This window comes from Nocardia pseudovaccinii, assembly GCF_050942345.1.
GTDB lineage: Bacteria > Actinomycetota > Actinomycetes > Mycobacteriales > Mycobacteriaceae > Nocardia > Nocardia pseudovaccinii.
Genome location: NZ_CP192074.1, coordinates 250,113 through 274,677 on the forward strand (window position 1 = coordinate 250,113; position 24,565 = coordinate 274,677).

Sequence of the window (24,565 nt, forward strand, 5' to 3'; positions counted from 1 at the left end):
GGTACTGGCTTAGCGCCGGATTCCGTAGAGCTGTACTACCCCTATTCGGAACTGGGCTCGACCTCGAGTTCTTCGTGTGCCCGCCGCCGAACTCGGCCGACCTTGCGGCCACTTTCGATGAACGGGCGCAGAGCCGCCTCCAGTTTGTCGTAGTTCTCAGGCGTCAGGTCGATTTCGTACGCGATCGAGTGAGAAGCGGTGCGTCGACACCTCGAGGGGACGACGGGTCATCCGCGTTTGTCCGACCGTGTTGCGTGGCTCAGTGCGTTGTGCTCGTCGGCGCGGTCTGCTTGCGGACACCTTCAGCTCTGGGCGATTCCGCGCGGGAGATGGCTCGCTGCAGCAGGTCCCGGAGTATGTCCTGTTCCTGCCGGGTCAGGCCCGTCACGAAAGGCTCCTCGTTCAGGAGCTCGAGCAGATCGGCCCGGCGTTGGGCGCCTTCGGGGGTCAGGGTCAGCTGCTTGGCCCGGCGGTCGGTGGGATGGGGGCGTCGTTCGATCAGCCGCATGGCCTCGAGCTTGTCGATCACGACGGTGGCGTTCGACGGTTCGCAGGCCATCAGCCCTGCCAGCTCACGCATGGTCATCGGGCCGGTCAGCTCGCACAACGCCGAGGCATGCGCGGGGGTGAGTCCGAGTTTGGCTACGCGTTCGCGCATGCGGGCGTTGTTCTGCATGTCCAGCTCGTGCACGAGCTTGCCCAGCTCCCACTGCGCTGCGGCCTGCACGTCCAGCATCGTCATGACTCCAGACTAGCAAACTACTTCAACCCATGATATATATGACTTGAACATTTCAGGCCATAACAACATGGGTCGGGCCTCATGACGAGGATTCAACGCCTGAACCCGGCCGGGCCAAGGCGCGCCGCCCTGGCCGAAATATCCCTTTCACCTGCTAGTTCGAGAATTGGAGTGTCATGAACCTCAACCTCACTGCCAAGACAGCGATCGTGACCGGTGCCAGCCGCGGCATCGGCCTGGCCACCGTGCGGACCCTCATCGACGAAGGCGTCCGGGTCGTGGGCGCCGCCCGCACCGTCACCCCCGAGCTGAAGGACACCGGCGCGTTTGCGGTGTCGGCCGATCTGAGCACCGCCGAGGGGGTCTCCGCCCTCGTCGACAGTGCTCTGGCTGAGCTGGGTGGTATCGACCTGCTGGTGAACAACGTGGGAGGCGGCGACGCGGCCACCCTCGGTTTCCTCGACGGCGGCGACACCCAGTGGACCAGTATGTTCGAGATCAATGTGCTCGCCACCGTCCGTGCCACGCGCGCGGCCCTGCCCAGCCTGATCGAGCGCCGCGGTGCAATCGTCAACATCTCCTCCGCCGTCGCCCGGATGCCCCTGGGCGTCCCGGCCAGCTACGCCGCGGTCAAGGCGGCGGTCACCGCGCTCGGCAAGTCCCTCGCCGAGGAATTCGGTCCCCAGGGCGTGCGCGTGAACACCATCTCCCCCGGCCTGGTCCGCACCACCGTGTATGAGAACCCCAACGGCCCGGTCGCCCAACTGGCTGCCGCATCCGGCATCAGCCTCGTCGAATTCGTCCAGCAACTCGCGAAGGCCCAGAACATCACGACCGGCCGCATGAGCGAAGCCGAGGAAGTCGCCGCCCTGGTCGCGTTCCTGCTGTCCGACGTCGCAGGCAACATCACCGGCGCCGACTACGTCATCGACGGCGGCACCATCAAGACGGTCTGAACCAGCTATCGAGCCCCGCCGCAGCGGCGGGCCGAATCCAGCACTTCAACCCACAAACATGGAGGCCAGACTCATGGCTCACATCGTCGTCGCGTCCGCTGAGCGCACTATTGACGCTCCCGCGGACGAGGTCTACCAGTACCTGGCAGACATGCAACTTCACTCTCGGTTCCTGCCGCCCCCCTTCTACGACTTCCAAGTCGAGCAGGGCGGCGTGGGCACGGGCTCCGTCGTCCGATTCAAGATCAACTTCGCTGGGGGCGTCCGGGAACTCCGGATGCAGGTCACCGAGCCGGAGCCGGGCAGAACCCTGGTCCAGACCGACACCAACGGCTCCGGCCTCGTCACGACGTTTACCGTGACCCCGCAAGGCGAGCAGGCGCTGGTGAACATCACCTCCCGTTTCGATGGCGAGACCGGCGTCGCCGGCTTCGTCGAGCGGATCATCGCACCGCGCAGGGTGCACCGCATCTACGCCAAGGAACTCGCCCGCCTCGACGCCCACGCCCGCGAGCAGCGCGTCGGTTAGCAGGGGCACGTCGGCTGGAACCGGGCCCTCGGCGCTGCCAGGCATCGATTTCGAACGCACGCGTGACGGCAGTAGCGGATGTGTTGAAGGCGATTGCCCAGCTGAAACCGCGGGCCCAGTATCCGGCAATGAGGGCCTTGGTGTGCTCGTCGATCCCCGTGGTGGGAACCGCCGCCGAGCTGACTCGGCTCGTGCGCGATGCCTCCGGCCTGTCCAGCCACGCCAGGCGATTGTTCCACCGCCGGGCGTGTCCGAAAGATCCACGAGCGCAATACCCTTCGCCGACTGGCCCCGACACCGACAAGGTCGCCCGGCGGCTGCCAGGCAGTCCCCCACGGCTGCGCGGAGACGGCACGCCGCTCCGTCGCTGGACCGGCAGTCAACCGGGCGACTACTCCACGGCCTCCGCGCACGACGCGGTGGTTTCATCAACTGACGGAATGGCCAGCGAACACGGATACTCCCCGATCCGGGGCGATTGCGGTGGAGTGTGGATACGATCTCGGCTCCACCGATGACTTTCTGGCGAATCTGTCGTCGATACCTCTGGGTATACCGACAGACAGGAGTCCAGGCATGGTGAGACCGTTTCGATTGGGCATGACCTCGGTGCGGGCGAACGGTGTGGATCTCGGCATCGAGAGCTTCGGCCGCGCGGACGATCCGCTGGTCTTGCTGGTCGGCGGCACAACGATGTTGTCCTGGCCCGACGCGCTGTGCGAGCGGCTCGCGTCCGGCGGGCGGCACGTGGTCCGCTACGACCTGCGTGACTCCGGCGCGTCGACAACCCTCGACCCGGAAAATCCCTCCTACGACCTGCGGGACCTTGTCGCCGACGCGGCCGCACTGGTCGAGGTTCTCGGAGCCGGGACCGCCCATCTCGGTGGCGTCGGCGTCGGTGGGATGGTCGCTCAGGTCGCCGCGCTGGACCACCCGGACGTGTTCTCCGCACTGACCCTCGTCGGCACCCGGCCGGTGGCGCCGGGCCCGGTCGACGAGGACCTGCCGGACCACGACCTCGCGGTCATGGGCAAACTGTTTTCCCGCGCACGGCCGGACTGGACCGACCGCGACGCTGTCGCGGCGTTCGCCGCCTCGGGGGCCGAGCCGATGGGTAACGATCTGGAGGACGCGCGGGCGACGGCGGCCCGAATCTGGGACCGGACACCGTCGAGCGATCCCGCGGTGCACCAGGCGAACCAGCTCGGGATGGTGTTCTCCCGGATCGACTGCGCCCCGCGCTGGCGGGGCCGGCTCGGTGAGCTCGACGTGCCGACGCTCGTGGTGCACGGTCGCGCCGACCCGTTCTTCCCGGTCGGCAACGGCGAGGTCCTCGCCGCCGAAATCCCTGGTGCGCGACTGCTCGTCCTCGACGACATGGGTACCGCTCTGCGCCACGCCGAGGTCGACCGGGTCGCTGCCGCCATGCTCGCGCTGTAGCCACCCGGTTGGGAGGCATCCCGAGTCGGCGGAATGCACCATAAGTAGCCGCATGATCGGAGAGTCGCCAAGCTCGATCGTCGCCGCCACTCGTTTGCTGGGGCGGCCACATAACTCCGCACTATGTCGCCGCCAGTGGCGAGTTTTCAACTGGCCGCTGACACGGGCAGCGGCACCGACCGTTGCTGCCCGCGACGATGGTGGCGGGAATACGATCGGCTCTGAGTTGCGGGGCGACGGGGGAGCCCGTTGCGGAATCGAAGGGCTATAGGGATGACCGATTCCCAGCGCGGACCTGACGGTCAGTCGCCTATGCCGGGCGGCATCGATCCCGCTGTGCGGCAACCGGATCCGTCGGCTGGCGGCTGGGTCATGCCTGACGGGCCACCTGGCCAGGGATATGGGCCGACGCTGTCGTATCCGCCACCATCGACCGGCAGCGGACGAACGGTTCTCATCATCGCTGGTGTTCTCGGGCTTGTGGTGGTGCTGGGGCTCGGTGTGGCGATCGGCGTCGTCGTCGGTCGTGGCGGCATCAGTAGCAGTGAGTCCGCCGTGGCCTCGGCTACCGCCCGGCGGGAAGCCGGGACCTATTCGATGAATGCGATCACCAATGCCTGCGATCTTGTCGATCCCACGCCGTTGACCAAGTGGTCACCCACGCCGAAAGGTGTTCCCGAGCATAGGGAAACGCGGCCGACCGCCTACGGAAGCGGCGGCCTGAAGTGCGATGCCGGGTATACCAGCGCGACCGCCGGCGAGTTCCCCATGAACACGGCGGGCATGAGCGTCGAGGCCGAGTTCACCAATGGTGCGGCGCCGCCCTTCTACGACCATTGGAAGCACGCCGATGTCGCCACACCCGAAGCGGAGTCGGCTTCCGGTGAGGTCACCGGAATTGGTAATCAGGGCTACTGGTATTCCGAAGTCAGAGGAAATCTCGTCGCGAACATCGCCTACGTCGTCTGTGTGCAGGACGGCAATGTCTCGGTGCGGGTGAAGATCTCCCTCACGCGTGAGCAGGGTTCTCCCGCGGTGTTACGGGACGAACTCGATTCGATCGCCAGGTCCCAGGTCCGCAGGACGCTGGACGGTCTGCGGGAGAAGTAGAGTCCGGCGGCTCGAGCGGACCGGTGGGAACGGTGCGCACGACGGACGGTGGCTGGAATACGATCGGGTTGGAGTCGAGGTCGACGGGGCGCCCGTTGCGGAACCGGAGGGGCTATGGGGAGGACCGATTCCCAGTGCGGACCTGACGATCGGTCGACGTCGGATGGCGCCGATCCTGCTGTGCGACAACCTGATCCGCCAGTTGGCGGCTGGGGCGTCCCGGACTCGGGCAGGTACATGCCTGCGCCCGGGGCCGCCCCCGGTCAGCCCATTACCGGATACGGCCCACCACCACCGTCGTACCCGCCGCGTACTGGCAGAACGGGTCTGATCGTTGTCGGTGTTCTCGGGCTGGCGGTGGTGCTTGGTCTCGGTGTGGTGATCGGTGTCGTCGTCGGCGACACAGACAGCGGGTCCGCCGCCGCCCCAGCCCCGTCCAGCACCTCGGCCTCGTCCAGTGCGGCTGCGGCCACGATGACATCCCGTCGGGAACCGGCGCCGGGGATCTATTCGATGAGTCGGATCACCAACGCGTGTGATCTTGTCGACCCCGCGCCGTTGCACAGGTGGTCGTCCACCCCGAGGGAAGCCCCTGTGCACCAGGAATTCCCGCCGAATAACTCCGACGGCGGCAACCTGTACTGCGCCATCCGCTACACCAGCCCCTCGACCGTCCCCGACGACGCCACCGTCGATGAAGCCGGTATCGGCCTCCAGGCCCAGATCACCGGCGCCGACGCCGCCCCCGCCTACGACCGTTGGAAACAGACCGACACCGCCGCCACTGGATCGGGGCGGGCCTCGGGCGAGGTCACCGGAATCGGCGGTCCAGGCTACTGGCATACCGCGACCACGGACACCGGCAACGGAATGACCTACGTCGTGGGCGTGCAGGACAGCAATGTCTCGGTGCGAGTGGAAGTCGCTGTCCTGCGGGCGAAGGGTGAAGCCCCGGTGAACCGGGACGAGCTCGCCGCGATCGCCGAAAACCAAGCCCGCAGGGCGCTGGACGGATTGAAGAAGTCGTAGCACGTTCGCCGACACCGTCACCCGCGTCGTGGGCTCGAATCCCGCCACCGATCCACCCCCTTTCTGCTGACCTAGCTCCCTCGAAATGAGGGTGCTGCAACTCGGGTTGCGTCACCGATCCGGCAGAAAACGATCGCGACAATCTGCCCATACCTGACGTATCGCGGCTCATCGGCGAGACCGCACACCAGATCAACTGGCAACCGGCAGATGCTGTGTCGCTGGTGGGCACGGCCTGGAGGCAGGTGCAGGGCAACACCTGGAGGTCTCCTCCAGACCGTGCGTTTCCCTGCTGCGCTCTCGGTTTTCAGCGCGGCAGGGTGCTCATCAGGTGTTGTGCTGGGGTGGAATTCGTCGGCGAGGTCGGCGACGTGTTCGGGGTTGTCGGCTTCGTTGGTCGTTTCTGGTGAGGGTGCGCCGGCCGGGCGATCGTGAGCTGTCGAGCGATTCTGGGGTTTTGGTAGTGATCACCGGAAATCCAACCTCCAAGCGCTGTTCGATAGGTGGTCGGTCGAACCCGAATCATCGAGGCAGCACCGTCCGTCGAACGTGACACGCCTAGCTCCGTCGAGGCGTCGAGCACTGCGTTTCTCGTGATGAGAAGTTACTGACACATCGCACAATCGCTACTGCCCGCACAGTAGGTTCGTGCGAAACGAGAAGGGGATTGGGCTATGAAAGACCCGCATGGTCAGCTGGAGTTGCCGAAGCCCGACCTGCGGGGCGCAACCGCGGTCACCGCGGCCTTCATCGCGCTGATCCTCGGTGTGCTGACCGGAATCGCCGGAATCCTGTGGATCCTCTATGTAATGGTCGGCATCGAAGATCGCGCCCGCGAATCGCCAGTCGAGATCGGCCAGTACAGGAACCAGATCATCATGGGGATCGTCGCCGTGGCCATCGGCCTGCTCTGGTACGTCGGCGGATTCCTGCTGCTGGCGGAAAGGACTGCGGGCCGAGTTCTGTTGATCCTTGCGTCCGGGGTGGGGCTGATCGCGAGTATCGCGCAACTGTTCAACAGCGGTTTCGCCTACTTGTTCATCCCGATCATGGTGAGCCTGCTGATTCTCGTCCTGTGCGTGGTCCCGGCAACAGGCCGCGGGATCGCGGCGGACGAATCCGAGCCGAATCCGCTCGCACATGGCCAGGACCAGTACTGAATTCGCCGACCCGAGGGCGAGATCGGCGAAGCGCGAAGCCAGCTGACCGCCAGCCATTCGTGGCCGTGAAGGGAATCAACGACGATCGGCCCGTGAAGGCCGGTCGGCCTGATCCGGCTGCAAGGCCAGCCGCTACGCGAGCTTCATTGGATTTTCGGCGATTACTACGGGGACCCGAAGGGGATGGCGTGTTGAGCGCCTGGTCGTGGACCGGGGTCAGGCGGGGACGCCGGTGTACAGGTCGTAGGTGCCGTCGGCCTGCAGCTCGCAGACGTAGTGGGTGCCTCCGGTGCTGGGTGACTGGCCGTCGGCCTCGCAGGCGGCCAGGGTGGCGTAGTTGCCGATGTAGGTGCCGCCAGGGTTGGCCGCGGCGATGCCGGTGACGAGGGCGGCGGTGGCGCCGACCGCGAGGAGGCAGGTGGCGAGGGTGGTGGCGATCTTGTTCATGGCTGTCCTTTCGGTCGTTGTGTCGAGCATCAGATACGGAGCAGTCTGTTTGTGCAGATTCGGAGTCGCTAGGGTAGTGATCTACTCGATCGTGGTGGCGGCGCGATGACGGTGCGCGATGACGGAGCCCACCGGGAAGGCTGGGGTCGATCTCGACTGATCGAGCTGTGATGTTGCAGGTTCGAGCCGTCGACCTCGTTGAACTCGATGATGTAGAGGGTGTCGACGCAGCTGCCAGAGGTTGTCGGCGTAGGGCGGAGATCGTTGATGCGGTCAAGAACGCCCACCGAGAGATAGGCGCACAGGCGCTGTGACACGAACGAAAACGGCCACGCCGTGATGGCGCCGCCAAGTTGGCGATTTACGCCCAACACGTAACTACGCAGCGCGCTCGACCGCAGATAACATTCCCGTCCCAGGTCACTATCGGTGGTCGGAGTCAGTCGGGTACGGCATCGTATCGGTTGGACGAATTCGCTTCTGCCGCAGCGGATCCTGCTACGCTTGGTTTCAGCGGGACGTTGCTGATCGTGGACGGGGGAACACATGGAACAGAGCGACGAGTGGGACACTCTGGTCCAACTCATTGCCGAGAACAGTTACGGTGCGCACATTGAGCCCGACAGCATCAGCATCAAGGTCTTGGACGCTGAAGAAGACTGGGCCGCACCGGATGTCGTGATCAGACGGGTAGTCGCCACGAATCGCGGGGATTGGATCCACATCGATAGGCCATTCGCCAGGGCCGACCAGGTCGATCTCGTGGCCGCACTCACCAAGATCGGCAGCACGGGCACTATCGGCGGGCTCGTCGTGGTGGGTGAGCAGGTCATGGTGCGACACGCGCTCCGGCTCACCGAGGCCCTCGAGTTCGATGACGACGACGGCCCCAGGTATGACCAATCATTGAGTGACATCGTCGACGCCGCCAGGCTACTGGGGCGGCAACTCGCCGGGCACGACGACGACTAGCTCGGTGGGTTCGGCTTCGAGGCTCGCCTGTCCAGTGCCGAGCTCGGGCACGTATTCGTAGATCGTGGAGCGCGCCGAGAACGCGTGCGATCGACGACACCGTGGCATCGGGGCGGGTAAGCATGGCGCGAGCGTGCGTGGTCTGCTCCGGGGACATAGCTGGTGGGCGACCGAGGCGCTGCCGGCAGGCGCGAGCAGCGGCCAAGCCCTCGTTGGTGCCGTCGACGATGAGTTCGCGGATGAACTCGGCGAGCGCGGCGTAGACGTGGAAGACCCGGCACTCGCCCGGTGTGGTGGTGTCGAGTGCTTCGTGTCGGGACCGGAATCCGGTGCCGCGCTTGCGGAGTCCGGCGACGATCGAGATCAGATCCTGCAGCGAGCGGCCGAGCCGATCCATCGACGGCACCACTGGGGTGTCGCCCGGGGCGCAGGTAGTCGAGGCAGCGCCACAGTTCCGCACGGTCGACATTCTTGCCAGATTTCTTGTATGTCGCGACAACGAAGGCATACCGCTCTTCGCGGCCGAGCTGGACCGGCCCGGGCGTTGATCGTCGAATTCATCAGCGAGCATCAGGGTCGGCGGGAGCCCGGTGGCCTGCGATGGGTGTCGAGTCGGTCTGCGCCGTGCTCACCAAGCTCGGTGTCGAGATCGCCCCATCGACTTGTTGCATCGGCTCGGCCGGTTCGACTGACGACGAGGGGTAGAGGAGGGCGAGGCAGTCGTGGCTCGGCGGCATGCGATGTGTCACGTGTGACCGCATCCATGCGCCATATCATTGGCGACTTCCCGCCGGGCGAGGTGACGTTCGCCCGGATCGAAGTAGTGCCTTTCAGCCCGAGGAGTTCGGTACTACCTTCGGGACGGGTAGTCGCCGACCTGCCCAGCTTTCCGGCTCGGCTCCGTCCTCTATCGCGCGGTGAACCGGCCGATGCCTGCCGGAGGCGATCGAATTGCGGGGGTCGGCGTGTGCCTGCGGTACTCGGAAATGGAAGTGGTAATGGTGAGACACCGGGCCGATATCCTGTGCATATTGTGGGGAGGCTGACCATGGACGATGCTCTGCAAATACCGCATCTGAGAGCCACCGCAGACTTGGAACTCCGCCCGTGGTCGTTGTCTGCGGCAGACTTCGAGCTTGTTACGGAAGCCTCTGCCGACGACCTGATTCCTATAACCACGGTGCCGGCGACCTTCTCGCGCGAGGCCGCAACGCGGTTTGTCGAACGCCAGCGGCAACGAGCGACCGATCGAACCGGATACCCGATGGTGATCGTCCGGCGACCGGACAACACACCACTGGGAAGTATCGACCTGTGCTTGAGGGACATCGACGAAGGCCGCGCATCGCTCGGCTACTGGGTGGTCCGCTCTGCCCGCGGCCATGGCGTCGCCGCGCATGCTCTGGCGGCAATGGCTACCTGGGCACTGGAAGAGCTGCATATCCCACGGCTCCAGCTCTATGTGGAACCTTGGAACCGCGCTTCGATCCGCACTGCGGAGAGAGCCGGTTTCGAATGCGAAGGGCTCCTCAGATCGTGGCAGAAGGTCGGCAATCGACGCCGCGACATGTTCATGTACGCGCGCCTGGCAACGGGAACCCTCGCCGAGGCGGATCAGGTTTGCACCGGTTAGACCTCAATGACCGGTTGCCGGCGGTCGCGGGTGATCGTGAACCGATATCACTGCTGGCACAGTGTTCGATAGGCCCAGGCGGGTACTCGCCTCGTGGTCGACCTCCACGGTCTAATTGGTCAAAATTAGTCGGGACTATGCTTGATCTGCGTTTGTACGCACAGCCAGTGGATAAATCCGCTCGAAAACATCTGATGAATCGCTCACCCTCTCTATGAGAGGACCGTCCGATGGGTTTTGCAGAGATGCGCCGATTCCGGCGTGATCCGTTGGGTTTCCTCGAGAATCTGCGGCGGACCAGCCCGGTAGAGGTGTTCGGGCTGCCGTGGGGCGGGTGGTGTGTCGGCGATACGGATCTGGCGCTGACGGTGTTGAGTGACCGCGCTTTCAATGCGGGGAAGTCCGGGTTCTTCGGTTCTATGCTGCCTTCGCGGTCTGCTCAGGTCGATTTCGGCCGCGCGGTGCGCGCGTTTCTGCGGACGCATACGCCCGAGTATCGCGAGTCCTTGGCGGCGGCGGTGATCGAAATGCCCTCCGTCACCCGCTGGCCCGCAGCGGGGGTCGAGCTGGTGTATCGGTGCACCGCGGACGTGTTGCTGCACCCCGATGGTTCTCCCGAGTTGCGGCAGTTACTGGAGCGAAATGCGCGCGTGGGCGCGCTTCGCCCGGCCCGAATGGCGCAGCGGGCGCGGGCGCAGCTGTTGCGCGCCAAGCTGTCCACCGCGCTGAACGAGCAGATCCGGGACCGGCGCAGCGCCACCGGGCGCACTGCGGAAGCCGAACCACGGGATCTGCTCGATGCCGTGATCGGTGCCTGTCCCGACGGCGTTGCCGATACAACGGTGGCGCAGCTGTATGTGCTGATGTTCCGGTCCATTGTGGGACCGCTGGGCTACTCGCTCGCGTGGTCGGTGCTGCTGGGCAGTCTCCACTCTCCCGGCTCACGATGGCCTTGGCCTGTCGACTGGGTGGTACGTGAGGCCCTGCGGCACCGGCCGGTCTCCTGGATGGTCAGCCGTCCCGTCCCCTATCCCGCCGAGTTCGGGGGGATCGCCTTCCAGACCGGCGACCTGCTGTCGGTCAGCCCCTATCTGCTCCATCACGACAACGAACACTGGACCAGGCCAGGGGCATTCCAACCCGACCGCTGGATTCGACCGAGCGAACACGGCCCATTTGTGCCCTTCAGCTCCGGCCCCTTCACCTGCGCCGGCGCCGCGGTCGCCCACGACCTGGTCACCGATGCGGCCACCACCGTCATCGAGAACACCTCTCTGCGCGTCATCGGCGGCGGTGATACCCGCCCGATCGTGACCAATGCCGCGATCCCCAGGCCGTTCACCCTGCGGCGGTACCCCACAAGTCCTGTCCGCGCCCGACCGAGCCCCAGGAAGGAGGTGACATCATGATCAAGGCATTGCGGTTCATCATCACCAACAAGCCGACCCGTACCTGGGACCCCGCTCAATACGGATGATTCTGCTACCGGCTGGATGGCTCGACCAACGCCAACCAGCTGTCGGTCATCGGTGGCGCCCCAGATGACATCGCGTTTCCACCGGGTCTTTGGAGTGGATGAAACGTCCCGAGATCCCAACCTGTTCGGCGGGGATTCGGGGATACCATCGTGGCAGGGGCCATCCGGTCGCGGCGCAATGATTTCGGTGGCGGCGCTCATCGGTGGCTCTTCGTGTCGCAGGTCGTTTTATCAGAACCGGAACCGCACGATGCGGGTGGACCGTTTCATGCCCGGCAGCAGGTTCAAGAGGCGGTACATGCGGCGTATGTTCGCGGGCGCCTTGGCCATGAGCAGCGGTGAGTCGTTCATCGGCGCCTCGTCGACGTATTCGAGTCGCGGGTGCCGAACCCGTCGCTCGCTCCCGTTTGCTCGGCGCCGGGAGTTGACCGCTGGCGGTCTATCGCCTCGTGCGACACCGGCGCGTTCAGTCTTCAGCGGCGCGAATGCCATGTTCACGATCGCGTGTCGCGACCACGTCGCCGGGTACGATTCGAGACGACACCTCCGCGGAGAAGACGAGCGAGAACTTGCCCGGCGCGGACTGGTGGAAGTCGAGCGCTTCCAGGATTCCCTGGTAGGTCGTTCCATCCTTCTTGTGTAACTCGACCTGTTGGCCGATCGTGAAGTCTCCCACCGCCCGGCCGACGACGAATGGGTTCGGTCTGAAACTGACCGGGAAGATGTCTTCAACATAGAATTCGCTCACTGTTTATTCTCGTTTCGTCCCAGCGCGATAGCGTTGTCGGAGCGCATCATCGGCGGCGTATGCCTCGTCTTCCAGCTCCTGATCACTTTTGTTCGGGGGTGAAGTTGTATCTGATCACTGCCGCGCACGGTGTGTCGGTGGCTTGGTGCCTGGCAGACCCCGAGATCGGCGAACGCGGGGTCGCGATCGAGTTGATCGGGCACGCCTGTGACCATGCGATGCTGCCAGCTAAATGCGATCTGATCGGCGATAAAGGCTTCGCGGGCAAGGAGTTTCAGCATCTGTCAGCTCTGGAAGGGATTGACTTTTCCCGCCCCGAACCGCAAGGGCGAACGCCGTCCGCGAGCGCCCTCGGTGTCCATCGAACAGGGCCGGTTCAAGGTGGCCTGGTTGGCCGAGATCCGATCGGCCAACCAGGCCGCACAGCTTTGCCCTCGAACCGGGCAGGTTCTTCAGTCGCGGCACCTACCCGCGGGCTACCCGGTGCCGAGGCAGAGGTGCCATTCGGCGGCTGCCTTGTGCGCGAGGTGTGCCAGCTGTTGCCAGGCGGGTGAGGTGATCCCGACCGAGTCGTTGACCAGGCGAATCAGTGCGGGGTCCAGCTCCGGGGTGGTCCGGCCTGCCCTGGTGCGCCGGTCTGCCAGCCACCGCTGGGTGCGGTCGGCCAGGTCCGGCAGGCGCGGGTCGTCGGTCGGCCAGTCGAACGCTGCGTCGTAGTCGAGGTATATGGCCTGGAATTTGGGATCGTCGATGGAGTCGAGCTTGTCGGTGATCCAGTCCGAGGCCTGCTCGGGGGCCACCGATTGCAGCAGGATCCAGATGTCGCGTTCCATCTGGACCGCACGCTCGCTGACGCCGAGTTGCCGTAGGCGGTGCAGATATTCGGCGACGTCGGTGGACACGAACAGGCCGTCACCGCGGCCGAGTTCGGCGATCTGCTCACGGGTGCGGCGGATCTCTTGGGCGCGTTCGGCGAGCTGGTGGTCGATCTCGCTGATCGCCGCAGTGAACTCACCGGTGCTCGCGGCGAGCAGTTGTTTGACTCGCGCCAGGGGGACGCCTGCCCGTGCCAGTGTCTTGATCTTGACCAGTTGCACGGCGTCTTCGGCGCGGTAGCGGCGGTAGCCGGAGGAGTCTCGCTCGGGCTCGGGTAGCAGGCCGCGGTCGTGGTAGACGCGCACGGCTTTGGTCGTCACGCCCGCATACCGCGCGAGCTGTCCGATGGTGATCATGCGCGTTTCCTTTCACCAATGCACCGGTCGTCTGCGGCTGGTTTCACGCTCGGGCGAACAGTCGTCCGGCGAGATCGATCCCGGTGACGACGCCGTCCTGGTCGCGGGTGAAGAACCCGCGCTGTCCGACCAGGCCTCCGTCGGTGACGATGTAGTCGCCGGTGTCGCCGGGCAGCAGGCCGAGGGTAGCCGGTGGCAGGTCGGGCGGCAGTTCGGTATCGGTGGCGGCGCGGAACTCCGGTTTGATGGCGCAGGCGATCGTCAGTCCTGTCCCGTCGCTGTCGAGGGTGAGCCGCATCATCTCGTTCTCGTAGTGCCCGACGATCTCTGCTGCCCGCGCCTGGTCGTAGGGCAGCGGTTCCGGGTCGCGTTCGACCACCCCGAGGTAGTGTTCCAGCGCCCAGGTGACCACGGCTCGGTTGAATGCGAGTCCGGCGTCGGGGCCGGCGTTGGACACCACGGTGACAGCGAAATCGTGCTCGGGCACCAGGAGCAGGTCGGCGAACTGGCCGTTGCCCGATCCACCGTGCCCGATGGTCGCGACACCGTCGATGTCGCGCAGGAACCAGCAGATCCCGAACGCATCTCCCAAGGTGGTCCCGCGCAGTTCCACGGTCTGGTTGCGCATCCGATGCAGCTCTTCGGTGGGCAGCAGGCGCTCACCGGACTCGGTGCGGCCGTCGCCGAGATGGAATCTCGCCCACCGCAGCAGATCACTCACCGAGGTCGCCACACCGCCGCCGGGATTGTTGGAGCGGTTGTCCTTCCACTGCCGGGCCACCGCGAACTTGCCGTCGGCGTCGGCGTTGTGGCCGACCGCGAACCGCCGAGTCATCACATCGTTGACCGCGTAGCAGCTGTGTGCCAGCCCGATCGGCTCGAACAACAGCGAGAAGACGGCTTGCTCGAAGGTAAGCCCGGTGACGTTCTCGACGATGCGTCCGGCCAGGTTGAACCCCGCCTGACTGTAGGACGCCCGACCTCCCGGCTCCGCGATAAGCGGCGTGGCCGCGAGTTCGGCCGCGTGCCGCGCCAGAGCATCGTTGCCTTCGCCCGGATCGACGCCGAGCTTCCATTCCAGCCCGGCCGTGTGGTTGAGCAGCTGCAACACGGTGATTTCATCCGCAGTGGCGAATTCCGGAACATAGCGGCGTACAGGCGCATCCAACTCCACCCGGCCGTGGGCGACCAGCCGCATCAACGCGGTCGCGGTGAACGTCTTACTCACCGACCCCACCACGAACATCGTGTCCGCATCGACCGGCAGCGGGTTGACGATGCTCGTCACCCCATGGCAGGCGAACTCTTCCCGCCCGTCGGCCAACACCCCCACGGCGACACCCGGCACACCCAGCTGCTCTGCCGCACCGGAAACGAATTCGATCAGTTCCTGCTGTGTTTTCTCGTTCATGCCACCATGCTCGAGCCTTGCCCCGGGGGCAAGGTCAAGTCCTTGACCCGGACGCCTCGGGTCGCGTCCCCACCCAGTCCGGGCCCCGATCCCACGGCGCACCGACCCGATCAGCGCAATCAACCATTGAGCAGCGATGACTGCAAACTCGAGTGTCGACGAACGCATCAAATCGTCGACTTCGGGTGCCGCCAAGACAGATTCCTTCATAGGTGCCCCTTGGCGTAATGCTTGAACCGGACCGGGCGTCGCCCTGCGGTCATCCTGTGATTGACCTCTCGGATTTGCGGCGGGGCATCGCGGGCATCAATCGTGGCACCGGTGGTAGCGGTGCGGACGCCGGTGAGGCTTGGAACGCTTGGATCATGAGGGCGGCGAAGCGGCGGGAGGCCGCGGTTCGTGCTGCCGGTGTGTCGGCGTGGATGCCGTTATTGGCCATGATCATGAGGATGAGGTCGTCGAGGCCGATATCGGGGCGCAGGCGGCCGGTGTCCTTGGCGCGGCGGATCAGTTCGGCGGCGCCGGTGAGCGAGGAGGTGCGGATCGCGGTGAAGTCCATCGCATGCGGGTAGGCGGACATGAAGGCCGCGGCGAAGCCGCGGTCGCGGGCTTGCAGCTCGCAGAGCTTCTCGACGACGAGGCAGAAGCCGTGCCAGGGATCGGGGTCGGCGAGCCCTTCGTCCACGAGGGTCCGGCAGGCGAGCATCTGATCGGTGAATGCCTCGGCGACCAGCATCTCCTTGGTCGGAAAATGGCGATAGAGGGTGGCGGGGCCGACCTCGGCGCGCCGGGCGATCTCCCGCATCGGCACGTCCAGGCCGTTGGCGACGAACACCGCGCGCGCCTCGTCGAGGATGCGTTCGCGGTTGTCCCGGGCGTCGGAACGCAGGGTGTGAGGCAAACGAGTGGTCACTGCTCTCACTTTAGCTAAACGGACGGGGGTGTCCGTTACGTTCGGTTGGTCTGTACCGATCGAACAGAACACGGAGAAACCAATGCATGCAGTGATGGTTCCAGCGTTCGGAGGTCCCGAGGTCCTCGCGATGGTCGAGCTCCCCGACCCGAATCCGGCCGCCGGACAGGTATCGATCACGACCGAGGCGATCGGTGTCGGCGGTATCGACGCCCTGATCCGAAGTGGCGCGCTGGCTGCCTACGGAGCCACGCCCGGTCACATCCCCGGCCAAGAGGTCGCAGGCACCGTGACCGAGGTCGGCGAGGGTGTCGACACAGGGTGGATCGGTCAGCGCGTGTGGGCGTTCACCGGTGAGGGCGGCGGCTACGCCGAGCGCGCCGTCGCCTCGGCCGAGACGCTCGTCCCCCTCTCGGAGACCATGTCGGCTGTCGATGCGGTGACACTCGGCACCTCGGCAATGGTGGCCCATTTCGCTTTGCGCCATGCGCATTTCGCACGCGGCGAGTCGGTGCTGGTGCGTGGCGCAGCCGGTGGCATCGGAGTCATGGCTGTCCAGCTCGCTGCTCGTGGCGGCGCCGGTGCGGTCGCGGTCACGACCTCATCGGCCGAGCGCGGCGATCGTCTGCGCAAGCTCGGCGCGACCCACGTGCTCGACCGCGCCGGCCGGGGTGCAGAGAACGCTCCCGCGGGCTACGACGTCATCATCGACATCGCCGCAGGCGCGGATCTACCGTCGTTCCTCACCAGGCTCGAGCCGAACGGTCGCATGGTGGCCGTTGGAGTAATGGCAGGCATGCCACCGGCGGACTTCGGCGCGGAGATGGTCGCGGCCTTCAAGAAGTCGCTGTCATTCGCGACCTTCAGCGCCGACACCGTGCCCGCACCCGACCGACGCGCCGTGACCGCCGAACTGTTCGCCACCGCGGCTCGCGGCGAACTGGAAGCGGTTGTGCACGAGACGCTTTCCCTGGAACAAGCGGTGCTGGCGCACCAGAAAATGGAAACCGGAGAGGTATTCGGCAGAATCGCGCTCACACCATCGGCGAAATAGGCGACACCGCCTCTCACCGCAAATACCAACGCACGCATGTGCCGTTGAGCGCGCGAAACAGTAGCGTCCAGGGCGAACGAAGGAGATCGAACATGGCTGGTGGGCGCAACGGATTCCTGCTGCTCGGTGGTGCGGCGTCGGTCGGGGCGGGTGCGTTGCACCTGTTCGCCGCGGGACTGCATACCGAGCACGCCACCCTCGCCCGGCTGATGGTCGTGCTCGCGGCAGCACAATGCGCGGCCGGGCTGCTGGCGTCGCTGAGCACGCGAAAGGCCGTGCCGGTCACGGTGATCGGGGTGAACCTCGTCGCGGTGGTGATCTGGGGGTATACGCGGTTCGCGGGGCTGCCGTGGCCCGACGGCCTCGGCACGGCGGAGGCGCCGCAGTTCCTCGACAGCACCTGCGCGGCGCTGGGGGCGCTCGCGATTGCCGGTGCGACCGTCGCCCTGGCGCGCCCAGACGCGTCATTGCCCACGGCATCGACCGCGACCGCCGCGGGTCTGGCCGGTGCCCTCGCCGTCGCGGCGATGCTCGGCGGCGCCGGACATGTGCACAGCCACGACGCGGGCGACCACACCCATGCCGCCGGCGGCGACCACACGGACCATGGGACCGGCACCGCATGGCCGCGGCCGTGGGATCCGGCGACCCCGGTCGATGTGTCCGGTGTGCCCGGCGTGACCGCCGCGCAGGAGCAGCGCGCGACCGCCCTGATTCGCAGCACCCTCGACCAGCTGCCCGCGTTCGCCGACGTCAGTTCCATCGGCGCACTGGGCTTTCGCTCCATCGGCGACTCGGCCACCGGTTACGAGCATTACATCAACACCGGCTACATCCGCGACGACCGATTCCTCGACGCCACCCACCCAGAGTCCCTGGTTTACCGGGTCGACGGCGCCGATCGGACCCTGGTCTCGGCGATGTATATCGCCAAGGGCAAGAAGATCGACGACACCGAACTGGTGGACTACGGCGGGCCCCTGATGCAGTGGCACGTCCACGACAACCTCTGCTGGAAGAGCGGCGCCGACGGTCCCCAGGTCGCCGGTGTCACCGACGCCCAGGGCACCTGCCCGCCCAACTCGATCAACCCCGGCGCGGGCAATCCGATGGTCCACGTCTGGATCACCGCCAACCAGTGCGGACCGTTCGCGGCCCTGGAAGGCCACGGCGCGGGGCAGGCAGCCACCACTGTGGACGGCCGCCGCACCGACACCTGCTCCCACGATCACACCGGCGGGCACCGCTGAGTGGCCCCTCGCCCTGACGTGAACTCGCATGCAGCCCGTTCCTCCCGAAAAGGCCAGCGCTGCTGCGGAACTCACTAGATCAACGAGTGACAAGCTGTCGGCGTCGCCTGCAGCGGGAGCGCCACGGAACTCGCCAGAGGTTGGACTGCGACGCGACACCAGGTACCGGCACTCCCCACGCTGACGCCGAACGCGCCCTCGTGCCGATTACCGCGTGTCAACTGGCTACCCGAAATGGGTTGGCTGGCATCGTTTCCCGATGCGCATTCTGTCGATCTGTGATCGGCGATGTCGGATTCGGCTGAAACTCGGCACGGCGCGCAACAACAGCCCGAGCATCCAGCCCGGCCATCACCAACACTCTGTCGCGGCGCTGCCCGAACACGGCGTACCCAGCCAAAGCGATTATCGAACACATGTTCGAGAATGAGGTAGTCTGTTTCGGGTGAACACACATTCGACTGCAGTGGCACCGGATGCTCCGCCACGGAGATGGTCGGAACTGGCCGATGTCGACTTGCTGCGCACCCTCGTCGAAACCGAACGCCGCCGACGTCGACTGGGTGCGGCTATGGTCGCGGCCGTCGCCGAGGCCGAGCGCCGTGGTCTCGCCGCCGACACAGGCTACCTGGATACAGCGGAGCTATTGAGTGATCTGCTGCGGATCAGTGCCTCCGAGGCGCGTCGGCGAATCGAATACGCCGCCCCGCAAGCCCGCTCGCGTTCCAGAAAGGCGTGGTGGGCACTGACGGCGGCAGGTTGAGGCCGAGCCTGGGTGCGGGACGGTGGATCTAACGGTGTTTCCGGCCCGATTCACTGAACCCGGTTCAGCTGGGACCGGGGCAGTCGGCCGCCCCAGCCGATGAGGTAGCGGTTTCTGTTCGAGCTCGAGGCGCGGCTCGAACTGCCGCTGGACGACCAAAGGTCAACGCGGCGAGTCATCTCAGCCACGTGCGCGCACTGATATGCCGATTCCTGGGTACGGGACATCGGTTTCGCGGCCTCGTCGCGGAGCAGTCCTGACCGAGTGGGTGCGGTCTGGTGATCTTCGGCAAGCCGAGGGTCAGGGCTGTTTCGTCCGAGGGTGTAGGCGAGGCTGAAGCGCTCCAGGGCGTAGGCGCTGACGTAGAGGGAGATCGCGTCCAATGCCCATGCGGCGGTGCGGGGTTGGTACAGGTTAGGGCTCGAGCACGATTTTGCCGTGGGTGTGTCGGCGTTCGAGTTCGGTGTAGGCCTGGCGGACCTGTGTCAACGGGTAGACGTTCGCGATCGGGACTTCGAGGTGGCCCTCGGCGATCAGGGCGGCCAATTCGGCGAGTACCTCGGCGCCGGGCCTGGCGGTGGTTCCGGGTTCGGTCTTGACTCCGTACTTCGCGGCCGCTGCGAAATCGGCGATGGTGTCGATCCGCTCGACCGCGACGCCAAGAGCAAGGGCCAGTTCGACGTACCCGCCGCCGTGGGTGTCGATAAAGGCATCGATGCCGCCCGGTGCGGCGGCCTTGATCCGGTTGATGACGCCGTCACCGTATACGACCGGGACCACGCCGTGGCTTTGCAGCCACTCGTGGTTGTGCTGGCTCGCCAGGCCGATGACCGTGGCTCCGGCACGGCGCGCGAGCTGAACGGCGAGCGAGCCGACTCCTCCGGCTGCTGCGGAGACGACAACGGTCTCCCCCTTGTCGAGTTGCACGGAATGTACTGCCCCCCATGCAGTCACCCCGGCGACGTGCAGGCCCCCCGCCACCTCCCAAGGGACGTCGTTCGGTTTGGGTGTGAGGTTGTCGACGTCGACCAGGACCAACTCGGCCTGAGCGGCCCGCTTCTCGGAGAACCCGACCACCTCGTCGCCGACCGAGAATCGGTCGACTTCGACGCCGACTTCCGCGACAACCCCGGCGAGATCGCTGCCCTGCCCGGACGGAAAGGTCGAGGGAAAGATGTCAGCCATCGCGCCGGTTCGGATGGCTGCCTCACCGGGGTTGATGCCTGCCGCTTTGACCTGCACGAGGACCTGCTCGGCCGCGGGCACGGGGCGGTCGACATCGTCGACCCGCAAGACCTCGATTCCGCCGAACTCGTCGTATCTGACTGCCTTTGTCATTGTCTTGCTTCTCCTCCGATGCACGACGCGCGGCTGACTTCGAGAACGGGAATGGTGGCCACCGGTGGGCCTGTCACCAGGGCACCGCTCCGGCGTCGTCGAAGAATCCGCCGGTCGGGCCGTCGTCGGGCAGGGTCGCGAGGCGAATCGCGATGGCCGCACCCTGTTGCGGTGTACGGATGCCGCGAAAGCCGTTGAGGTCGGTGGCGGTGAAACCGGGACAGCCGGAGTTGATCAGGATGTTGGTGTCACCCAGTTCCTTGACGTATTGGACCGTGACGGCGTTGAGAAACGTCTTCGATGCCATGTATGCGGTGATGGCAAAAGAACCGATCTCGGTACTGGGCAGACCGGGCGTGGTTTGCAGGGTGAGAGAACCGACGCTACTGGACATGTTGACGATGCGCGGAGATGCGGAATCGCGCAGCATCGGCAACATCGCGTTGGTCACCCGAATGACACCGATCACATTGGTTTCCACGACGGTCCGCAGGGTCGCGGGATCTACCGTGGTGGGTGTCTGTGGATGATCGCCGACGATTGCCGCGTTATTGACCAGGACGTCCAGACCTCCGGCGTGGTCGGCGATAAAACTGGCCGCCGCGGTCACACTCGTATCGTCGGTCACGTCCAGCGGCACACCGAACGCATCGACTCCGGCCGCGCGCAGCTTCTCCACCGCGGTGTCGCGGCGTTGCCGATCACGCGCGCCCACACCGATTCGCCAGCCGAGCGCGCCCAGGCCAGCGGCAATCTCGTATCCGATTCCCTTGTTCGCGCCGGTCACCAGCGCAATCGTCTGTTCACTCACACCGCAGATCCTGCGGCGATTCCGGGTGCAGCGTCCAAGACCCATCGGGTGGGCCGCGATACCGCACGGGTATTGGTCGTGGTCATCGCCGGATACCATGACCTGGTGGAGACGCGGGAGTTGCGATATTTCGTCGCCGTCGCCGAGGAGTTGCACTTCGGGCGGGCGGCACAGCGGCTCTCCATGGCGCAACCACCGCTGTCGCGGGCGATCCAGCAGCTCGAACGGCGGCTCGGAGTCGTTCTGCTGCACCGCGCCGCTCGCGCAATCACTTTGACCAAGGCCGGGTCGGTGCTACTGCGGGAGGCCCGGCTCGCCCTCGAAGCGGTCGAAGCCGCCGAGCGCCGCACCCGCCGCGCCGCTGCCGACCGGCCCGGTGTGGTGCTGGCCACCAAGGCAGGAGCGTCCAGAGAACTGTTGTCGAAGCTGCTGGACGCCTACGCCGCCGAACCGGGCGCTGTCGCAGTCGAGGTGATGCTCTGCGGGCCCGGCGAACCGGAAGGCCTGCTACGCAACGGGCGTGCCGACGTTGCTCTGCTCCACCGGCCCTACGACACGACGGCCGGATTCGACACCGAGGACCTGCACACCGAACAGCAGGTCGTGGTCCTGCCCGCGGGTCATCCCCTCGCCAACCGGGCGCATCTGCCGTTGGCCGAGGTCAACACCCTGACGAACCTGCCCCTGCCGCGCTGGCCTGGACGGGATGGCAGCTATCCGGAGGGCCCCGGCCCGCAGGTGCGCGACCATACCCAACTATTCCAACTGATCGCGCTCGGACTGGCCTGCGCGGTCGTGCCCGAGTCGCTGCGAACCCAGCTACGCGACGATCATGCCGTCGTGCCCGTGCCAGACGCACCGGCCGTCACGACCGTCATCGCTTGGCCACCACACAGCAGATCCAAAGCCGTTGCCGACCTCGTCCACACCGCGACACGCCTCTGACCGACACCACTGTTCGCCGGCCGTACCGAGCATCACCAATCTTTCGGGATACATCCGGATTTGGGACACATCCGGAAATCAGCGTAAGTCGTTCGGGAACGCGAAGCGTTCGCCCGACAGCGCAATAACCTGTTCCACTTCTGTTCTGCTATCGGTGGTCCCACGACTGGCAATGCGGTGGTCCCGCAACGGGGTTCTGACGCAGATAGCGTGATCACCTCGGGGGCGCTGGATTTCCGTGTTCAAGGTCGAGATGATTGTGGCCGTGTTCGGGGGTGACGGCGTCGAGAAAGTGCAGGCGTCTCCCGCGGGAATCGCCCAGCAGGACGCCGCTGTGCTTGACCAGCAGTCGTAGCCCGTTGCTCAAACGATCTCGGTGTCGTGCTCGCTGCCGCCGCCCGGCGTGATCGAGCTGCAGAGTGTCTACCGAGGTTATCTACAAACCGCATCGCGATGCTGCGCGCCGAGCGTGGCATCTCGCGGCGAGAGCTGTCCGAGGCGCTCGGGGTGCACTACCAGACGGTCGGGTACCTGCAGGGCGGTGTGCGTAGCCCGAGCTTGCATCTGGCGTTGCGGATCGCGGCCTACTTCGAGGTGCCGGTGGAGGTCATTTTCTCCACCGCGCCCTTTCCGCATTTGGGCTCCGGGGCCGAATCCGCTCGAGCGTCAGCGGGTTCGGGTAGGCCGAAGCGGGCCGCGATGCCATCGAGGAGCAGGGCCAGGGCGGATTCGAAGAGATCGTCGAATTCGAGTGCGGGCCAGGCTGATTCGGGGCCGGGCGCTGCTGTGGCGGCGCGTGGCGACGTAGTGCTGATGCCGGGCCCGTTCCGCTGGCCAGTGAAGTCGGCCAGCTCGTTTAGGATCGGATAGCTGTCCGGCGTCACCAATTCCGTTATCGCGCGCCAGGTTTCCTCCGAAGGTTCCAGCACGGTGCGCTCGGTTCGCCGCTCCTCCGACAGGGGCAGCATCGCCAGTCCCTGGACCAAGCCGGACACCGAGAGGTAGATCGACAGCACGGCCTCGCGTGGCACGCCGGGCTGATTCAGCGCGGCGAAAGTGCGTTCCAGGATGTCGAGCAGGGCCGGGCCGACCGGCGGGCGGGTACGCGCCAGCGTGGGCAGCATCCATGGATGCCTGTGGTACAGCTGCCATTCCTGGCGCGCCTCGTACCTGATCCGGTCCCGCCAGTGCGTTAATTCCGCGGGCGGGGTGGGTATTTCGGCGAGCACCAGGTCGACCATCGCGGTGAGCAGCGCGGTCCGATCGGAGAAGTGGCGATAGAGCCCGGTGGTGGCAATGCCCATCTCGGTGGCGAGGCGCCGGACGGAGAGCCCGTCCATCCCCGCCCGGTCGGCCAGCTCCACCGCCCCCCGGACAATGCCCACTGTGGTGAGCTCGGTCGCGGGGCGACGTCGCGGGGCGGCGGGGAGTTCGGCCCGGCGAGCCCGGTACGCCCTGGCCTGACAGGAGCGGGAACAGTACCGCCGCCTACGGCCCTTGGCTGCTTGGACGATCGCGCCGCCACAATTCGCGCAGAGCATGTTCTGATCCCTTTTTCATCACACGCCGGAAGTGTGACGAAATAATAGCAATTCCTGATTTTCCACCTACTTTGGCCAGTACACACAGTGTTCCGAATTCAGGAGGTACGCCATGACCGACGGCCAGTGGGTGCGCCGAGCAGAGCTGTCCGAAGTCGCCGCGGTAGCGACCGCTTTCGCCGAAGCCAGCCGGGATGAGGCGGTCTCCGCCTGGGTGACGGACGGGCACCCGGAGATCATGACGGCCTTCGAAAAGGACTATGCGCCCATTCTGATCGAGGAGACCATCGGCCGGGACGAAGTGTGGATCGCGGGCACCGGTAGCGACATTCGCGCGGTTTCGCTGTGGCAGCAGGTGGATTCGATCGAGCGGTACCAGGAGGAGGCGGCGCAGGCCAGGACCAGGGCCGAGGGCAGCGACCTGCGACCGCTGCACCGGATGGCGGCGGTCACCGCCCTGCTCGCCGAACACCATCCGCGGGAGTTCCCGCACCGCTACCTCTACGCCATTGCCACCGTGCCGCAGTGGCGCGGGCACGGCGCGGGCGGGGCCATCATCGGCAACAGGCTGAAAGAGGCGGCAGCGCAGGGTCTTCCGGTCTATCTGGAAGCCAGTACGGTTCGCTCGTCGCAGCTCTACGAACGCCTCGGGTTCGCCCGCACGGGTGCGGCGCTCCCGCTCCCCGACGGCGGCCCCACCCTGTGGCCGATGTGGTTTCGCGGCTGAGCCCCGCACCGAAATCAGCGCGATGAAAGGCATTGCGCACCACCGCCCATCGGCGATCCCGAGAGATGTGTCGAACCTGCCCGAGGCGCCGTCGCAATGATGGAGGGGCCGGTGCTGGCGCGAATTGACTTGGGGGACTAGTTGCTGTACTGGCGTCGGGCATGAGTGGCATGGTCATCGAGGTTCGGATGCCGGGTCGTCTTGTTCTTGGCGGAGGTCGACTCGATGTGGTGTGCCCACAGCGTCGAAGACGTCGAAACCCTGACCTCCCGTGAAGCTGCCGCCTTTGCAAGGGATCCAGTCGTGGCGGCAAATCGGCTAGCCTGTGATCGCGTGT

The 24,565-nt window shown here is 65.9% G+C and carries 26 protein-coding genes and 1 pseudogene; 15 read left to right on the forward strand and 12 right to left on the reverse strand.

What is annotated here, in order from left to right; all coding sequences use genetic code 11:
• Window positions 1-41 precede the first annotated feature (41 nt).
• On the reverse strand, window positions 42-185 hold the full coding sequence (locus ACQPZ2_RS01200) for an Lsr2 dimerization domain-containing protein (RefSeq protein WP_433527707.1): 144 nt from the start codon (window positions 183-185) through the stop codon (window positions 42-44).
• A 74-nt stretch (window positions 186-259) separates the two neighbouring features.
• Entirely contained in the window at window positions 260-742 is a 483-nt protein-coding gene (locus ACQPZ2_RS01205) for a MarR family winged helix-turn-helix transcriptional regulator (RefSeq protein ID WP_433523913.1), read from the reverse strand.
• 176 nt (window positions 743-918) lie between these two features.
• Between ACQPZ2_RS01205 and ACQPZ2_RS01210 the strand changes: the two genes are divergently transcribed.
• From ACQPZ2_RS01210 to ACQPZ2_RS01235, 6 genes are all read left to right on the forward strand, one after another.
• On the forward strand, window positions 919-1,698 hold the full coding sequence (locus ACQPZ2_RS01210) for an oxidoreductase (protein ID WP_433523914.1): 780 nt from the start codon (window positions 919-921) through the stop codon (window positions 1,696-1,698).
• Window positions 1,699-1,771: 73 nt separating this feature from the next.
• Window positions 1,772-2,227, forward strand: coding sequence for an SRPBCC family protein (locus ACQPZ2_RS01215; protein WP_433523915.1), 456 nt, complete (start codon window positions 1,772-1,774; stop codon window positions 2,225-2,227).
• A 600-nt stretch (window positions 2,228-2,827) separates the two neighbouring features.
• A complete protein-coding gene (locus tag ACQPZ2_RS01220) occupies window positions 2,828-3,667 on the forward strand; it encodes an alpha/beta fold hydrolase (protein WP_433527708.1) in 840 nt (279 codons plus the stop codon).
• 273 nt (window positions 3,668-3,940) lie between these two features.
• On the forward strand, window positions 3,941-4,777 hold the full coding sequence (locus ACQPZ2_RS01225) for a hypothetical protein (protein ID WP_433523916.1): 837 nt from the start codon (window positions 3,941-3,943) through the stop codon (window positions 4,775-4,777).
• A 237-nt stretch (window positions 4,778-5,014) separates the two neighbouring features.
• On the forward strand, window positions 5,015-5,806 hold the full coding sequence (locus ACQPZ2_RS01230) for a hypothetical protein (protein WP_433523917.1): 792 nt from the start codon (window positions 5,015-5,017) through the stop codon (window positions 5,804-5,806).
• Between the two features lie 674 nt (window positions 5,807-6,480).
• Window positions 6,481-6,966, forward strand: coding sequence for a hypothetical protein (locus ACQPZ2_RS01235; protein WP_433523918.1), 486 nt, complete (start codon window positions 6,481-6,483; stop codon window positions 6,964-6,966).
• A 216-nt stretch (window positions 6,967-7,182) separates the two neighbouring features.
• On the opposite strand, the gene ACQPZ2_RS01240 is transcribed toward ACQPZ2_RS01235, so the two are convergent.
• Window positions 7,183-7,413, reverse strand: a complete 231-nt coding sequence (locus ACQPZ2_RS01240; RefSeq protein WP_063047801.1) for a hypothetical protein — start codon at window positions 7,411-7,413, stop codon at window positions 7,183-7,185.
• A 546-nt stretch (window positions 7,414-7,959) separates the two neighbouring features.
• Between ACQPZ2_RS01240 and ACQPZ2_RS01245 the strand changes: the two genes are divergently transcribed.
• Window positions 7,960-8,385 carry a hypothetical protein gene (locus ACQPZ2_RS01245; RefSeq protein ID WP_433527729.1) on the forward strand — a complete coding sequence of 142 codons (426 nt, stop codon included), beginning with the start codon at window positions 7,960-7,962 and terminating at the stop codon, window positions 8,383-8,385.
• On the opposite strand, the gene ACQPZ2_RS01250 is transcribed toward ACQPZ2_RS01245, so the two are convergent.
• Complete coding sequence (locus ACQPZ2_RS01250) at window positions 8,267-8,956, reverse strand: recombinase family protein (protein WP_433523919.1); 690 nt, start codon at window positions 8,954-8,956, stop codon at window positions 8,267-8,269. The genes ACQPZ2_RS01245 and ACQPZ2_RS01250 overlap by 119 nt on opposite strands.
• Before the next feature lie 477 nt (window positions 8,957-9,433).
• Between ACQPZ2_RS01250 and ACQPZ2_RS01255 the strand changes: the two genes are divergently transcribed.
• Window positions 9,434-10,018: a GNAT family N-acetyltransferase gene (locus tag ACQPZ2_RS01255; protein ID WP_433523920.1), complete on the forward strand. Its 585-nt coding sequence runs from the start codon at window positions 9,434-9,436 to the stop codon at window positions 10,016-10,018.
• Window positions 10,019-10,248: 230 nt separating this feature from the next.
• The gene (locus tag ACQPZ2_RS01260) at window positions 10,249-11,427 is read left to right on the forward strand and encodes a cytochrome P450 (RefSeq protein ID WP_433523921.1); all 1,179 of its coding nucleotides are present in this window, start codon (window positions 10,249-10,251) and stop codon (window positions 11,425-11,427) included.
• 534 nt (window positions 11,428-11,961) lie between these two features.
• On the opposite strand, the gene ACQPZ2_RS01265 is transcribed toward ACQPZ2_RS01260, so the two are convergent.
• The 5 genes from ACQPZ2_RS01265 to ACQPZ2_RS01285 all read right to left on the reverse strand — a co-directional run bounded on the left by ACQPZ2_RS01265 (window position 11,962) and on the right by ACQPZ2_RS01285 (window position 15,799).
• Window positions 11,962-12,243 (reverse strand): hypothetical protein, encoded by a 282-nt coding sequence (locus tag ACQPZ2_RS01265; RefSeq protein WP_433523922.1) that lies wholly within the window; start codon window positions 12,241-12,243, stop codon window positions 11,962-11,964.
• On the reverse strand, window positions 12,240-12,524 hold the full coding sequence (locus ACQPZ2_RS01270) for a hypothetical protein (protein WP_433523923.1): 285 nt from the start codon (window positions 12,522-12,524) through the stop codon (window positions 12,240-12,242). Before ACQPZ2_RS01270 ends, ACQPZ2_RS01265 begins: the two co-directional genes overlap by 4 nt.
• Window positions 12,525-12,719: 195 nt before the next feature.
• Window positions 12,720-13,475 carry a MerR family transcriptional regulator gene (locus ACQPZ2_RS01275; RefSeq protein WP_433523924.1) on the reverse strand — a complete coding sequence of 252 codons (756 nt, stop codon included), beginning with the start codon at window positions 13,473-13,475 and terminating at the stop codon, window positions 12,720-12,722.
• 43 nt (window positions 13,476-13,518) lie between these two features.
• Complete coding sequence (locus ACQPZ2_RS01280) at window positions 13,519-14,886, reverse strand: serine hydrolase domain-containing protein (RefSeq protein ID WP_433523925.1); 1,368 nt, start codon at window positions 14,884-14,886, stop codon at window positions 13,519-13,521.
• A 259-nt stretch (window positions 14,887-15,145) separates the two neighbouring features.
• Window positions 15,146-15,799, reverse strand: coding sequence for a TetR/AcrR family transcriptional regulator (locus tag ACQPZ2_RS01285; protein ID WP_433523926.1), 654 nt, complete (start codon window positions 15,797-15,799; stop codon window positions 15,146-15,148).
• Window positions 15,800-15,929: 130 nt separating this feature from the next.
• On the opposite strand from ACQPZ2_RS01285, the gene ACQPZ2_RS01290 reads away from it, so the two are divergent.
• From ACQPZ2_RS01290 to ACQPZ2_RS01300, 3 genes are all read left to right on the forward strand, one after another.
• Window positions 15,930-16,853: a zinc-binding dehydrogenase gene (locus tag ACQPZ2_RS01290; protein ID WP_433523927.1), complete on the forward strand. Its 924-nt coding sequence runs from the start codon at window positions 15,930-15,932 to the stop codon at window positions 16,851-16,853.
• A gap of 92 nt (window positions 16,854-16,945) precedes the next feature.
• Window positions 16,946-18,103: a hypothetical protein gene (locus tag ACQPZ2_RS01295; protein WP_433523928.1), complete on the forward strand. Its 1,158-nt coding sequence runs from the start codon at window positions 16,946-16,948 to the stop codon at window positions 18,101-18,103.
• A 445-nt stretch (window positions 18,104-18,548) separates the two neighbouring features.
• Window positions 18,549-18,866: a DUF222 domain-containing protein gene (locus tag ACQPZ2_RS01300; RefSeq protein ID WP_433523929.1), complete on the forward strand. Its 318-nt coding sequence runs from the start codon at window positions 18,549-18,551 to the stop codon at window positions 18,864-18,866.
• Window positions 18,867-19,280: 414 nt separating this feature from the next.
• Here the strand turns inward: ACQPZ2_RS01300 and ACQPZ2_RS01305 are convergent, their stop codons facing one another.
• Together ACQPZ2_RS01305 and ACQPZ2_RS01310 are read right to left on the reverse strand one after the other, a co-directional pair.
• Window positions 19,281-20,204, reverse strand: a complete 924-nt coding sequence (locus tag ACQPZ2_RS01305; RefSeq protein WP_433523930.1) for an NADP-dependent oxidoreductase — start codon at window positions 20,202-20,204, stop codon at window positions 19,281-19,283.
• A 73-nt stretch (window positions 20,205-20,277) separates the two neighbouring features.
• Window positions 20,278-21,015, reverse strand: a complete 738-nt coding sequence (locus tag ACQPZ2_RS01310; protein WP_433523931.1) for an SDR family oxidoreductase — start codon at window positions 21,013-21,015, stop codon at window positions 20,278-20,280.
• A 48-nt stretch (window positions 21,016-21,063) separates the two neighbouring features.
• On the opposite strand from ACQPZ2_RS01310, the gene ACQPZ2_RS01315 reads away from it, so the two are divergent.
• Entirely contained in the window at window positions 21,064-21,960 is an 897-nt protein-coding gene (locus tag ACQPZ2_RS01315) for a LysR family transcriptional regulator (RefSeq protein ID WP_433523932.1), read from the forward strand.
• A 453-nt stretch (window positions 21,961-22,413) separates the two neighbouring features.
• Window positions 22,414-22,509, forward strand: a pseudogene (locus ACQPZ2_RS01320) (transcriptional regulator); the annotation flags it as partial.
• A 35-nt stretch (window positions 22,510-22,544) separates the two neighbouring features.
• Here the strand turns inward: ACQPZ2_RS01320 and ACQPZ2_RS01325 are convergent.
• Window positions 22,545-23,501 (reverse strand): TetR/AcrR family transcriptional regulator, encoded by a 957-nt coding sequence (locus tag ACQPZ2_RS01325; RefSeq protein WP_433523933.1) that lies wholly within the window; start codon window positions 23,499-23,501, stop codon window positions 22,545-22,547.
• Window positions 23,502-23,613: 112 nt separating this feature from the next.
• Between ACQPZ2_RS01325 and ACQPZ2_RS01330 the strand changes: the two genes are divergently transcribed.
• Window positions 23,614-24,228 (forward strand): GNAT family N-acetyltransferase, encoded by a 615-nt coding sequence (locus tag ACQPZ2_RS01330; protein ID WP_433523934.1) that lies wholly within the window; start codon window positions 23,614-23,616, stop codon window positions 24,226-24,228.
• The last annotated feature ends 337 nt before the right edge of the window (window positions 24,229-24,565 follow it).